The sequence below is a fragment of the Enterococcus thailandicus genome (assembly GCF_001886265.1).
In the GTDB taxonomy this organism is placed as follows: Bacteria; Bacillota; Bacilli; order Lactobacillales; family Enterococcaceae; genus Enterococcus_B; species Enterococcus_B thailandicus.
This window is the reverse complement of sequence record NZ_JXLE01000005.1, coordinates 113864-126332: the sequence shown is the minus strand read 5'-3', so window position 1 is coordinate 126332 and position 12469 is coordinate 113864. Positions and strand designations below refer to the sequence as shown.

The following is a 12469-nucleotide window of genomic DNA, read 5'->3' as shown; positions in this document are numbered from 1 at the left end:
AAAAAAGGACCTGGAACATAAATCAATGATTTATGCTTCAAGTCCTTTTTGCTTATTCTTCTTAAAGTAACGGTGAGACTAATCTCGCTAAGCCTTCTTTAAGTTTGATTACCGTTCCTCGATTTTCATAAATTTCTCTGGTTAATTGTTTCGATACATTTGAGTCATCAAAAAATGCTTTACGTACTTGCGAAGCCATTCGTTCATCATAAACTAGCGTATTGACTTCAAAATCCAAACGGAAAGAGCGAACATCAATATTTGCCGATCCAACTGAAACGACACCACCATCAATAATCATCGTCTTCGCATGAATAAACCCGTTCTCGTAGGTTTCAACGATTGCCCCATACTCAATCAGTTCTGCTGCAAAAGAATAAGTTGCCCAGTAAACCAATGGATGGTCAGGTTTATTGGGAATTTGCAAATGAACTTTGACGCCTGCCAGCAAAGCTAGCTTGAGTGCCTCATGAATCGAACCATCGGGAATATAATAAGGCGTCTGAATCAAAATTTCTCGTTTTGCTAAAGAAATCATTTTTAAATAGGTCATCTTGATCTGTTCGTGTTCCGAATCCGGCCCGCTGGTTACGATTTGAACAGCCATCTCCCCTGTTGAATCAATCATTGGGAAAAAATTGGGCGAATAGCTGACTTCATTTGTGTGTTGAGAATTCCAGTCCATCAAAAATCGATTTTGTAAACTGTAGACAGCTTCGCCATAAATTCTTAAATGATTATCACGCCAATAACCAAATTTTTTGACCAAACCTAAGTACTCATTCCCCACATTAAATCCACCTGTATACCCAATCTGTCCATCAATTACAACGATTTTTCGATGATTTCGATAATTGATTCGCGGATTGATGTATGGAACAAATAATGGAAAAAAGAATGCGACTTCTCCGCCGTTTTTCTTTAATTCATCAAAAAAACTTAGTGAAACCTGCGTCGATCCCCAAGCATCTAATAAAACCCGCACTTTTACGCCTCGTTGTGCTGCAACAATCAATGCATCTCGCAGTTCTACGCCTAAATCATCACTTCGATAAATATAATACTCAAGATGGATATGATTTTGTGCATGATTGATATCATCAATCAACGCATCAAATTTTTCACGACCATCTGTAAACAACGTAACTTCGTTTTGCGTCGTGTATAATGTTCCTTCTGAAACAGTCAACATATAAATCAGTTGCCTGACATCGGCTTGTCCTGTTGGTGGATGGGGATACAATCCACGTTTTAATGCACGTTTATCTTCTTCAATTTCCAAATTCATCCCAATTTTTCCTTGCATCTTCAAATCAAAAATTTTGTCTTTTGAAATTCCCCTACCAAAAAAAATGTATAGAATAAATCCTAAAATCGGGATAAACATCAACACAAGTAACCAAGCCCATGTCTGTGCTGTTTCTCTTCTTTCACGAAACACAATGATTAACGATAATAAAATGTTCGCAATCAAAATGATCGTAAAAAAATTATCAACAATCACCTTCATGGATTCACCTCTTCATTTTCTAACCTCCTAAGCATAACCAAGTTTTTTTTTAAAGTAAAGAGAAAAAAGAACACGCTTCAATCCACCATTTTTCAGTATTCTTTTCGACACAACAAAAAAACATTGCACCCACTTTTCATGAGTACAATGTTCTTTTACTTTGAATGATTGATTAAATTTTCAAGAATCGTCTCATTGAGATCGTCGATCCTAAAGAACCAATGATTACGCCGATACCAGTCATCAAAACATTGATTTTCCAAACAAAATCAGCTGGTTGCAACAAGGAATAGTTCGAGCGTAGTAACGATGGATTAACCAATTGGAAAATTTCACGATAACCAAATGTTAAAATCAACATTGGAATAATTGCTCCAATCAAACCGATCCAACCGCCTTCTAAGAAGAACGGCCAACGAATATAGCCATTTTTTGCTCCAACTAATCGCATAATTTGAATCTCTCTTTGACGAGATAAAATTGTAATTCGAATCGTGTTAGAGATCAAGAACATAGCAACAAATAATAGCAACGCTGCTGCTGCTAATCCCCATGTACGAACAGCTCCCGCAATTTCAAAGATTCGGTCTGAAGAAGTGCCACCGTAATCTGCTCGGTAAACGTTAGACAATTTTGCCGCTTCTTTTGAGACATCTTTGGTGTAAGAAGGTTCTGTTGCACTTACCACGTATACATCATATAAAGGATTGCTATCTCCTTCAAACAAATTCCATGAATCACCCATTGCTGCTTGGATTTTTTTCAATTCTTGGTCTTTACTTGAAAAAGATACTTTTTCAACATGGTCAAGCTTTTCTAATTCTGTTCCTAATTTTTTGATATCCGCCTCTTTTGTACCAATATCAACAAAAACTGAAACATCTACGTTTCCTTCAATATCTTGTGCAAGTTTAGTTGCATTCATAATAACAGCCATAAAAATACCAACAAGTGCTAAAGTGATTGTTACCGCACTAACTGAGGCAACAGTCATCCAGCCATTACGTTTCAAGCTTTTGATACTTTCTAATAAGTGGCGGAAAAAGGTTCTAATCATCGTATCCGTATTCCCCTTCCGCTTGGTCTCGAATAATTCGGCCGTTTTCAATGGCGATTACCCGATGACGAATTGTATTTACGATCGTACTGTTATGTGTTGCCATAACAACTGTCGTTCCTTGTGCATTGATGCGGTCAAGAAGTTTCATGATTTCCCATGAATTTTCAGGATCTAAGTTACCTGTTGGTTCATCTGCAATCAAAACCTTTGGTGTGTTTACAATCGCGCGCGCAATCGCAACACGTTGCTGTTCCCCACCAGATAATTCACTTGGAAAAACACGTACTTTATGTTTTAAACCAACTAAATCCAAAACTTCCATCACACGTTTTTTAATTTCACGTGGTTTACGACCAATTACTTGCATAGCGTAAGCTACATTTTCATAAACAGTCTTTCGCGGCAATAATTTATAGTCTTGGAAGACGATTCCAATTTCTCTGCGTAAATAAGGAACTTCACGATTTTTGATAGCCATCAAATCATGTCCTGCAATAGTCAATGTTCCTTTAGTTGCTTTTTCTTCTCGGTACATCAATTTGATAAATGTAGATTTTCCTGCTCCTGATGGTCCAACTACATAAACGAATTCTCCTTGATCGATAACGACCGAGAGATTGCGGATGGCAGTCGTACCATTGGAGTACTTCTTCATTACATCCTTCATTTCAATCATGGCATTCTCTCCATATCTTTTTCAGTCTTCAGCCATTATAGCATGGCAATGTTTCAAGTTGCTTGCAAAATTTTACAATTTTATGTCAATTAAATAATAATCCACTAATGTTATACCAGATGCATTTTTAAATAAGCATCAATAAATAAGTCTAAGTCACCGTCCATGACCGCTTGAACATTCCCAGTTTCTGCATTTGTGCGGTGATCTTTAACCATTGAATAAGGATGGAATACATAGGAACGGATCTGTGAACCCCAGCCAATTTCTTTTTGTTCACCACGTAAAGCTGCAGCTTCTTGTTCTTTTTTCTCTACTTCAAGTTGATAAAGTTTCGCCTTCAACATGCCCATAGCTTGCTCTCTATTTTTTAACTGAGAACGTTGTGCTTGGCTTGCAACCACCGTTCCAGTTGGGATATGTGTGATTCGCACAGCAGACTCTGTTTTATTGATATGTTGTCCACCAGCTCCACTGGCACGGTACGTATCAATTTTTAAATCATCTGGATTGATCTCAATATCAATTGTCTCATCCAGTTCAGGCATGACATCTACCGAACAAAACGAAGTATGACGTCTTTTAGCTGAATCAAACGGTGAAATTCGAACTAACCGGTGAACACCTTTTTCAGATTTCAAATAACCAAATGCATTATGCCCTTTGATTAACAAAGTGACGCTCTTGATTCCAGCTTCGTCTCCCGCTTGGTAATCCAAGATTTCCACTTGATACCCATGCTGTTCTGACCAACGTGTATACATGCGTAACAACATGCTGCCCCAATCTTGTGATTCCGTACCGCCTGCTCCAGGATGTAATTCCAGAATAGCATTGTTTCGATCATACGGTCCATCAAGTAACATGGCTAACTCATACGTATTCATTTTTTCATTTAATGCATGTAACCGTGTCTCCAGCTCTGTTTGCATTTCTGCATCTGGTTCTTCTTGTAATAACTCCGTCAAAAGTTCTAACTCTTCCAATTCACCTGCTAAAGAATGAAATTGGTCGTAAGCTTCTTTATTCGCATTATTTTCATTAATTACTTGTTGCGCAGCAACACTGTCATCCCAAAAACCCGGTTCAGCCATTTTGTACTCAGCTTGTGCAATCGATTCTTCCAGCTGATCTAAGTCAAAGAGACCCCCTAAAGCTTGTGACCTTCTCTTGCATGTCAGCTAACAAATTACGAATCTCAAAAATTTCCATGTTTGCTTCCTTCTTTCTCTGGACAATCGTTTTCGTCTTCTTTTCACTTCTTTTTCTAGTCTACCAGAATCTAAAGATAACAGAAAGAAGGTGAGACAAATTCTTTCTAAAAAGAACTTCTCTCACCAGCTTCTTTCTATTTAAAAATGATTATGCTTCATTTTTTCCGTGGCAGTTTTTGTATTTCTTTCCACTTCCACAAGGGCAAGGATCATTTCGTCCAACTTTATTCACTTGAACTGGTTGTTTTTTTGCACTTGTATTACTTTTTTCTTCCGCACTTGCTTCGGTGGCATGTGAAGCTTCACCTTGAGAAACTTGTTCTCGTTGAACATTTTGGCGAATTTCAGCTTTCATGAATAAACGAGTTACTTCATATTCAATTGCGCCGACCATATCTTCAAACATTTTGTATCCTTCTGTTTGATATTCAACTAACGGATTATTTTGTCCATACGCACGTAACCCAATTGATTGACGTAATTGATCCATTGCATCAATATGATCTGTCCATTTCGAATCAACCACACGTAAGATAACAACTTTTTCAAATTCTAAGAGTTGTTCTGGACCATTTAAATGGTTGGCTTTTGTATTAAACACGTCTTGTGCTAACTCATTTAAATAAACTTTCATTTCATCTGGTGTTTTTCCTTCAAGATCTTTCACGCTGATGCTGTCTTCGTGGACAATTGCATTCCCCGCAAAATCGACGATTCCTTCAAGGTTCCAGTTTTCTTTTTCTAGTTGTGTGTGTGCATCTACTACTCGACTAATTGTTCGTTTGACCATATTCATCAATGGTTGAGACAAACTATTTTCTTCCATGATTACATCTTGACGTTGTTTATAGATTACTTCACGTTGTTCACGCATCACATCGTCATATTGTAAGACATTTTTACGCGTATCATAGTTATTTCCTTCTACGCGTTTTTGAGCAGACTCAACTTGCTTCGTTAGCATCTTACTTTGGATAACCGCATCTTCATCCCCAATTTTCATCCGATCCAAGAAAGCTTTGATTCGTTCTGAACCAAAACGTTTCATCAAATCATCTTCTAATGAAAGATAAAATTGTGACATACCTGGGTCTCCTTGACGTCCAGCACGTCCACGTAACTGATTATCGATACGACGAGATTCATGACGTTCTGTACCAATAACAGCTAAACCACCTAATTCACGTACACCAAGACCTAGCTTGATATCTGTCCCACGACCAGCCATATTGGTAGCAATCGTAACTGCACCTTTTTGACCAGCATTCATAATAATTTCAGCTTCTTTAAAGTGATTTTTAGCATTCAATACTTCATGTGGAATCCGTTCACGGTTCAACATATCTGATAGTAATTCAGATGTTTCAACCGCAACTGTACCTACCAAGACTGGTTGTCCTTTACGATAACGGTCTTTGATATCCTGAACAACTGCGTGGAATTTACTTTCCAATGTTGGATAAAGTAAATCTGCACGGTCATCACGAATAACTGGGCGATTCGTTGGAATTTGAATAACTTGAATGTTATAGATTTCTCTGAATTCTTCTTCTTCTGTTTTCGCAGTACCAGTCATCCCAGAAAGTTTTTTGTACATACGGAAATAGTTTTGGAATGTGATTGAAGCCATTGTTTTTGTTTCGTCTTCGATTTCCACGCCTTCTTTTGCTTCGATTGCTTGGTGAAGCCCATCAGAGTAACGACGTCCATCCATGATACGACCAGTAAATTGGTCAACGATCATGACTTTTCCGTCTTGAACCACATAATCAATATCAAGTAACATGATGTAGTTAGCACGCAATGCTTGATCTAAGTGATGTGTCAAAGCAGTATTTTCAAGATCATATAAGTTTTCTAATCCAAAAGTTTCCTCTGCTTTTTCGATTCCCGCTTCAGTTAGCCCAATGGTTTTTGATTGAACATCGATTTTATAATCTTCTTCTTCCTTCAAACGTTTAACGAAGTTATCTGTTCTTGTGTATAAAGCAGTTGATTTTTCTGCTTGTCCTGAAATAATCAATGGTGTTCTTGCTTCATCAATCAAAATTGAATCCACTTCATCGACAATCGCATAGTTCAATGGTCGTTGAACCATTTGATTACGATAAACAACCATGTTGTCACGCAAATAGTCAAATCCTAATTCATTATTTGTACTATAAGTAATATCACAGTTATACGCTTCACGTTTTTCATCAGCTGATTTAGAATTGATATTCAAACCAACGCTAAGTCCCAAAAAGTTATAAAGTTCTCCCATTTCAGTTGAGTCACGGGTTGCTAAATATTCATTTACTGTAACAACGTGTACCCCTTCACCTGACAATGCATTTAAATACACTGGCATAGTCGCAGTTAACGTTTTACCTTCACCAGTACGCATTTCTGGAATGTTCCCATCATGAAGAACGATCCCACCCATCAATTGGACGTGATAAGGGTATAAGCCCAAGACACGTTTCGCTGCTTCGCGAACAACGGCGAACGCTTCTGGCAATAGTTGGTCCAAAGTTTCACCTTTTTGATATCTACCTTTAAATTCATCAGTTTTTGCTTGTAATTGCTCATCAGTTAAAGCTGCCATTTTATCAGCGTGTAATTCAACTTTTTTAGCAATGCTATCTAAACGTTTTAGTTCTTTTTTATCATTTTCAATGATTGAACGTATAAAATTGGCCATTCGTTGTATAATCTCCTTTTTCTGCAGTATCCATCTCGCTTATGTAGACTCTCCTATCCATTTTATCATTACTTATAGATAATTGAAATATCTTAGCTATATTATTCTCTGAACTTCTTTATTCTTAATAAAAATACAGCTTCTTTATGTAAAAAAAACCTTGTGGTATCTAATCAGACACCACAAGGGTTTAAAAAATAGTTATTTTTAGTCAGTTTCAATTAAACCGTATTTTCCATCTTTACGACGGTAAACGATACTTGTACCATTGGTTTCAGCATCTTCAAAGATAAAGAAATTGTGTCCTAACATATTCATTTGTAAGACAGCTTCTTCACTATCCATTGGTTTCAATGACAAACGTTTTGTACGAACGATATCTAATTCAGATTCGTTTTCGCCTTCACCATTTTCTTCATTGAATAACACTGCAGCACTTGCAGTATTCATGCCCGTTTCACGAGATTTGCGGTTGATTTTTGTTTTAAATTTGCGAATTTGACGTTCTAATTTATCAACAACCAAATCAATACTTGCATATAAATCTGGTGAAGTTTCTTCCGCACGTAATACAAGATAAGGTAATGGAATCGTTACTTCCACTTTTGCTGTTTTTTCAGTATAAACTTTTAAGTTTACATGGGCTGTAGCATCGGGTGCATCACTGAAATAACGTTCTAACTTGCCTACTTTTTTTTCAACATAGTCACGAATCGCTTCAGTTACTTCGATATTTTCGCCGCGTACATTATATCTAAACATAAAAATTACCCCTTTCGTCTACCACAATCAAGAAGGAGAAGGACCACTCTTTCCCTCTTCTTATTTATATTATATCGAACTCTAATCTATTTGCAAACTAAATCGCTACCAATTTCACGTATTTTTTAGTTTTTCTTTTATCGTGCTAAAGAAAACGTCCGAATTTTAGTTGGTTGATGCTCTGCAAGACAAGCCGCAGCATGAAATAACGTCTGTCCTGTTGTATACACATCATCAATCAATAAAATTTTACATTGCTTGATTTGCTCCGGCTCAACACCTAAAGCGAACGGCTGAGGCATTGCCAGTCTTTCTTCCCGAGAATGTTGTGTTTGAGTCGACTGATGTTTGACTCGTTCAAGCAATGACTGAAAAGTCACCCTAGCCTCGGTCAACATCTGACTCACTTGATTAAATCCACGTTGTGCCAACCGCTCATTTGATAATGGAATCGGACAAAAAAGATAATCCGGAAATCTTTTTGGTAAACTTTGCCACTGCTTTTCAAACGTTTTAGCCAAGCGAACATCTCCAATAAACTTGTATTGTTGGAACCAAGCTTGCATCGCTTCATCATATTGAAAAAAACTTCTATGGCAAAAATCATATGTCGGGTAACGATTTTTCCAGTAAAGACAATCCGTGCAAAATGTTTTTTGACTTTGTGCAAATTGTTTCTCACTCTCTAACAAACTTTTTTGGCAACCATCACAACTGTTTACTGTGGACAAAGGAGTAAATAGTTTGGCACATTGCCAACAAAGTTCACTCGATTTTTTCGGTTGAAGAAGTTCCTTAATGGTTAAATTTTTAATGATTGATTTTTGACAATAGCAGCATTTCATTGTAAGAGTTTCCCCGCTTTGTTCATCCTTTTGATTTCTTTCACCGCTTTTTTGATTGCACTCGTTTTTTCATGATAAAAGAAACAGACTTGACTATTACTGAATTCTCCCTTGCGATCAGCTCGACCAGCAATTTGGACCAATGAAGATTTCGTAAAAACTTCATGTTCTGCCCCTAAAACAATAACTGAAATATTTTCGAAGGTAACACCTCGTTCAAGAATCATAGTAGTTAAAAGCACATCATATTTTTGCTGCCGCATCGCTTGTACTTTCTCTGGACGCTTTTCATCTTTTGAAGATACAGATGAAATTTTAATTGTTGGTAACCACTCTGCTAATTTCATTTGCAACTCATTCATCAACTCAATACTTGGACAAAACAATAAGACATGATTTTTTTTTACTAGTTTTTGGATTGCTTTGATTAATGGTTCCATTTTTTTTCGTTTGTTTAAGCATCGGCGCCAATTATTCCAGAAAATGAGTCGAGGCTCAGGTAACAATCGTTGATGAAAACGCAGAGGTAAGTAATGAATCTGAAACGTTCGTTTGATATCTTTTAACAGACGTTCATCCGGTGTTGCCGTCAAATAAATCAATTGTCCCTCAGGTTTCTTTGCTGTTTCTGTTGCATACCGAAGTCCTTGATCGTTAACATAAGGAAACGCATCAATTTCATCAACCACTAGCAAATCAAACGCATGGTAAAAACGATACAACTGATGAGTCGTACAAATAACGAAGGAACTAAACGCATAGGGAATCTGCAGTTTTCCATGAAGTAAAATGATTTTTTCTTCTGGAAAAACTGCAGTAAAACGTAGCCATAGTTCCTGGCACACGTCCACCCGCGGTGAAGCAATCGCAACTCGTTTCCCAGTTGCTAGCAACAATTGCAGAAGTGGATACAGGATTTCTGTTTTACCAGCACCGGTCACTGCCCAGATTAAATGATGATCCGTTACCTGCGTAGTCAAACGATGAGCGATTTTGGCTTGTTCTGTCGTCAATGTTTGCTCCCAAGTAAAAACTATTTGGCGTGGAAACAGTGATGGCTGTTCAAACAGCCATAATTCTTGGGTCGTATCGTTTCGCCCCAAAAGCAAACAATGTGGGCAATAATAGTCTTCTTCATTTAGCTTGGCTTCTTGTTGCTGCGTAGTTCTTCCACATCGTTGACAAACAATCTGTTTATTTTGTTTTACTATACCTGCAATTCGTTGATAGGTGGCTTGATTCAGTATTTCTTTTGGTAGTTGGGCGACTTCTCTCGTTAATAGTCGCCTTCCCCAAACTGTTTTATATGGCATTTTGCTTCCCTAAAAAAAGATACGCAAAAAAAGTGCGAGGCATTTTCAAAATGAAAAAACCTCACACTTTTTAATTCGTCAGTACTCTTTATTTATCACCAATTAATGTCAAAGCTTGTTGTAACACTTTTTCACCATTCATCATACCGTAATCAGCCATGTTGATGATATCTAATGGAATTCCTTTTGGCTCAACGCGCTTCTCAAAATCGCCTTTCATAAAGCGAACTTGTGGGCCTAATAATAAAACATCAACGTCTTTGCTTGCTAAATGATTATCTGCATCAGAAGCTGATACTGCAAAGATGTCTGTATCTAACCCTTGTGCTTCCGCAGCCTTTTCCATTTTAGTTACTAATAAGCTCGTACTCATACCAGCTGAACAGACAAGCATAATTGTTTTTTTTGACATTGTTAATCTCCCCTTTTCTAAGCCAAGGAACGTAACCGCTTTCTCGTCCCTATGAACCTATTATAGCTAAAAGATAACAATTGTCAACGTTTTCTGAATACGGTTAACTAATCGAATAACCAACTTGATTTTACTAATTGATTGAACACGATATATTCCTTTGCCAAATTAACAACAACAACTTCATACCCTGCATTCAACCAACCGTAAGCACCTTTTTCCGGATGACGGTAATCATTTGCCCACCAATCCGTCGTCTGTCTGGCAGACTTTGGAAGCCCACTGTTAGGAAATAACAACTCATCCATTTGAGTAAACGTCAAAGTAATTTGCGAACCACCATTATTTTTTATGTAGTGGGTTATAGCATCATATTTTTTCACACGTTCTTTCATTCCCAACTTCACCTACCTTTCCTTTATTATCGCATAGTCCAGCATTTGCGCAACCATTTCGGAAGTTGAAACATCAAAAGATTTTTCATATACTAAAGAAAGTAACTCTTCATTTGAAATGAGGTAAAACAATGATTGAACGTTATCTAACGGTCAAAGAAGATGGCCAAAGTGAAATTGAAATAAAAAAATCCCGATTTATTTGTTCCTTTAAACGCGTGACGACTGAAGAAGAAGCCAAAACGTTTATCCAAGCAGTCAAGAAGGAACACTGGAAAGCAAATCATAACTGTAGTGCTTTTGTCATTGGTGACAAAAGTGAGATTCAACGCAGTAGTGATGACGGAGAGCCAAGCGGAACAGCTGGCATCCCCATGCTTGAAGTTTTAAAAAAGAATGAACTCATCAATGTCGTTGCCGTTGTCACACGTTATTTTGGTGGTATCAAATTAGGTGCTGGTGGACTGATTCGTGCTTACACACAGGCTGTTTCTCACGGTCTAACTGAGGTTGGTATTGTTGAAGGTACCTTACAACAAGAACTCGCCGTTGCCATTACCTATCCTCAATTAGGAAAGCTAGAAAATTTTCTTGAGCTACAACAAGTGACTGTCAAGGAAACTCGTTATACTGATCAAGTAATTGTTGTTTGTATGGTTGATGAAACAGACATCTCACAGTTTAAAGCAACTGTCACTGAACTATTGAATGGACAAGTCACTTTTGAAAAAGGACCAATTTCTTATCACGAAAAACTCATCACACTAAATAAAAAATAAGCAAAAATAAAACAAGCTGAAACAACGAATTGTTTCAGCTTGTTTTATTTTTCTAGGTAAAATTCAAATCGGTTACCAACATATTGCGTACGTACGTATTCAAACGGTGTTCCTTCTTCAAAATAAGAAACTTGTCGTAATCGTAGAACTGCGTCCCCACGTTTGACTTCTAAGTATTCAGAAATCTGTTCTGAAGCTAACATAGCAGAAATCGTTTGGTTTGCATGCCCAATTTTCTTTCCACCTTTTTCTTCTAACGTTCGATACAAAGATTCTGTAATTTCTGATTTGCTATAGCCGTCAATGATTTTCTGTGGAATACTAGCAACTTCAAAACAGATTGGCACGTTATCTGCATAACGAATGCGCTCCATTCGAAGAATCACGTCCTCTTTCTCTAATTGTAATTTTTCCATCTCACTTGAACTAGGTGATGTTAAGAAATAAGAAACCGTTCGACTAGAAGGTACTCGATTTTGTGACTCCATAATTTCGGTGAAACTAGTTGTTCCAGACATTTTCTCTTGAACTTTTTCACGCGCAACATAAGTCCCAGAACCAATTTTTCTCTCTAAGATCCCTTCATCTGCTAAATTTTGGATTGCTTGGCGCAAAGTCATTCGACTCACATTAAATTTCACAGCCAATTCTCTTTCAGAGGGAAGGCGGTCACCGATTTTCCAGACCCCTTGTTCAATCTCATTTTTTAATTGATCATGAATTTGTATATATACGGGTAACTGATTTGACATCTGATTTCATCCTTCCTTTCGTTTTCTTTATTATAACTGGTATATACCTGATTCTCAACAAAAAAAGG

Annotated in this window: 12 protein-coding genes; 1 reads left to right on the top strand and 11 read right to left on the bottom strand. The window is 37.3% G+C overall.

Features of this window, described 5'->3' with window-relative positions; genetic code table 11:
• Positions 1 to 61: 61 nt before the first annotated feature.
• From cls to RV17_RS04995, 10 genes are all read right to left on the bottom strand, one after another.
• On the bottom strand, positions 62 to 1510 hold the full coding sequence (gene cls, locus RV17_RS05040) for a cardiolipin synthase (protein WP_067483809.1): 1449 nt from the start codon (positions 1508 to 1510) through the stop codon (positions 62 to 64).
• 172 nt (positions 1511 to 1682) lie between these two features.
• Positions 1683 to 2567 (bottom strand): permease-like cell division protein FtsX, encoded by an 885-nt coding sequence (gene ftsX, locus RV17_RS05035; protein ID WP_067483808.1) that lies wholly within the window; start codon positions 2565 to 2567, stop codon positions 1683 to 1685.
• Positions 2560 to 3246 (bottom strand): cell division ATP-binding protein FtsE, encoded by a 687-nt coding sequence (ftsE, locus tag RV17_RS05030; protein ID WP_067483807.1) that lies wholly within the window; start codon positions 3244 to 3246, stop codon positions 2560 to 2562. The genes ftsX and ftsE overlap by 8 nt, the downstream gene beginning before the upstream one ends.
• 110 nt (positions 3247 to 3356) lie before the next feature.
• A protein-coding gene (gene prfB / locus RV17_RS05025; RefSeq protein WP_179189241.1) for a peptide chain release factor 2 occupies positions 3357 to 4458 on the bottom strand; the annotation gives its coding sequence in 2 pieces (ribosomal slippage) (positions 3357 to 4385 and positions 4387 to 4458; 1101 coding nt in all).
• 150 nt (positions 4459 to 4608) lie between these two features.
• Positions 4609 to 7143 (bottom strand): preprotein translocase subunit SecA, encoded by a 2535-nt coding sequence (secA, locus tag RV17_RS05020; protein ID WP_071868689.1) that lies wholly within the window; start codon positions 7141 to 7143, stop codon positions 4609 to 4611.
• 207 nt (positions 7144 to 7350) lie between these two features.
• A complete protein-coding gene (gene hpf / locus RV17_RS05015; RefSeq protein WP_067483801.1) occupies positions 7351 to 7905 on the bottom strand; it encodes a ribosome hibernation-promoting factor, HPF/YfiA family in 555 nt (184 codons plus the stop codon).
• A 137-nt stretch (positions 7906 to 8042) separates the two neighbouring features.
• The gene (locus RV17_RS05010) at positions 8043 to 8750 is read right to left on the bottom strand and encodes a ComF family protein (protein ID WP_071868688.1); all 708 of its coding nucleotides are present in this window, start codon (positions 8748 to 8750) and stop codon (positions 8043 to 8045) included.
• Positions 8747 to 10063, bottom strand: coding sequence for an ATP-dependent helicase ComFA (locus tag RV17_RS05005; RefSeq protein ID WP_071868687.1), 1317 nt, complete (start codon positions 10061 to 10063; stop codon positions 8747 to 8749). Before RV17_RS05005 ends, RV17_RS05010 begins: the two co-directional genes overlap by 4 nt.
• An 88-nt stretch (positions 10064 to 10151) precedes the next feature.
• Positions 10152 to 10475 carry a PTS sugar transporter subunit IIB gene (locus RV17_RS05000; protein WP_067483795.1) on the bottom strand — a complete coding sequence of 108 codons (324 nt, stop codon included), beginning with the start codon at positions 10473 to 10475 and terminating at the stop codon, positions 10152 to 10154.
• A gap of 107 nt (positions 10476 to 10582) precedes the next feature.
• On the bottom strand, positions 10583 to 10870 hold the full coding sequence (locus tag RV17_RS04995; RefSeq protein ID WP_067483793.1) for a DUF7662 domain-containing protein: 288 nt from the start codon (positions 10868 to 10870) through the stop codon (positions 10583 to 10585).
• 131 nt (positions 10871 to 11001) lie between these two features.
• On the opposite strand from RV17_RS04995, the gene RV17_RS04990 reads away from it, so the two are divergent.
• The gene (locus tag RV17_RS04990; protein ID WP_067483791.1) at positions 11002 to 11649 is read left to right on the top strand and encodes a YigZ family protein; all 648 of its coding nucleotides are present in this window, start codon (positions 11002 to 11004) and stop codon (positions 11647 to 11649) included.
• 44 nt (positions 11650 to 11693) lie between these two features.
• Here the strand turns inward: RV17_RS04990 and RV17_RS04985 are convergent, their stop codons facing one another.
• Positions 11694 to 12401, bottom strand: a complete 708-nt coding sequence (locus RV17_RS04985; protein ID WP_067483789.1) for a GntR family transcriptional regulator — start codon at positions 12399 to 12401, stop codon at positions 11694 to 11696.
• Between the last annotated feature and the right edge of the window lie 68 nt (positions 12402 to 12469).

What these genes read in the sequence shown, in the direction of transcription:
- cls (WP_067483809.1), bottom strand. Translation starts at nt 1,510, where the DNA reads ATGAAGGTGATTGTTGATAATTTTTTTACGATCATTTTGATTGCGAAC.
- ftsX (WP_067483808.1), bottom strand. Translation starts at nt 2,567, where the DNA reads ATGATTAGAACCTTTTTCCGCCACTTATTAGAAAGTATCAAAAGCTTG.
- ftsE (WP_067483807.1), bottom strand. Translation starts at nt 3,246, where the DNA reads ATGATTGAAATGAAGGATGTAATGAAGAAGTACTCCAATGGTACGACT.
- secA (WP_071868689.1), bottom strand. Translation starts at nt 7,143, where the DNA reads ATGGCCAATTTTATACGTTCAATCATTGAAAATGATAAAAAAGAACTA.
- hpf (WP_067483801.1), bottom strand. Translation starts at nt 7,905, where the DNA reads ATGTTTAGATATAATGTACGCGGCGAAAATATCGAAGTAACTGAAGCG.
- RV17_RS05010 (WP_071868688.1), bottom strand. Translation starts at nt 8,750, where the DNA reads ATGAAATGCTGCTATTGTCAAAAATCAATCATTAAAAATTTAACCATT.
- RV17_RS05005 (WP_071868687.1), bottom strand. Translation starts at nt 10,063, where the DNA reads ATGCCATATAAAACAGTTTGGGGAAGGCGACTATTAACGAGAGAAGTC.
- RV17_RS05000 (WP_067483795.1), bottom strand. Translation starts at nt 10,475, where the DNA reads ATGTCAAAAAAAACAATTATGCTTGTCTGTTCAGCTGGTATGAGTACG.
- RV17_RS04995 (WP_067483793.1), bottom strand. Translation starts at nt 10,870, where the DNA reads ATGAAAGAACGTGTGAAAAAATATGATGCTATAACCCACTACATAAAA.
- RV17_RS04990 (WP_067483791.1), top strand. Translation starts at nt 11,002, where the DNA reads ATGATTGAACGTTATCTAACGGTCAAAGAAGATGGCCAAAGTGAAATT.
- RV17_RS04985 (WP_067483789.1), bottom strand. Translation starts at nt 12,401, where the DNA reads ATGTCAAATCAGTTACCCGTATATATACAAATTCATGATCAATTAAAA.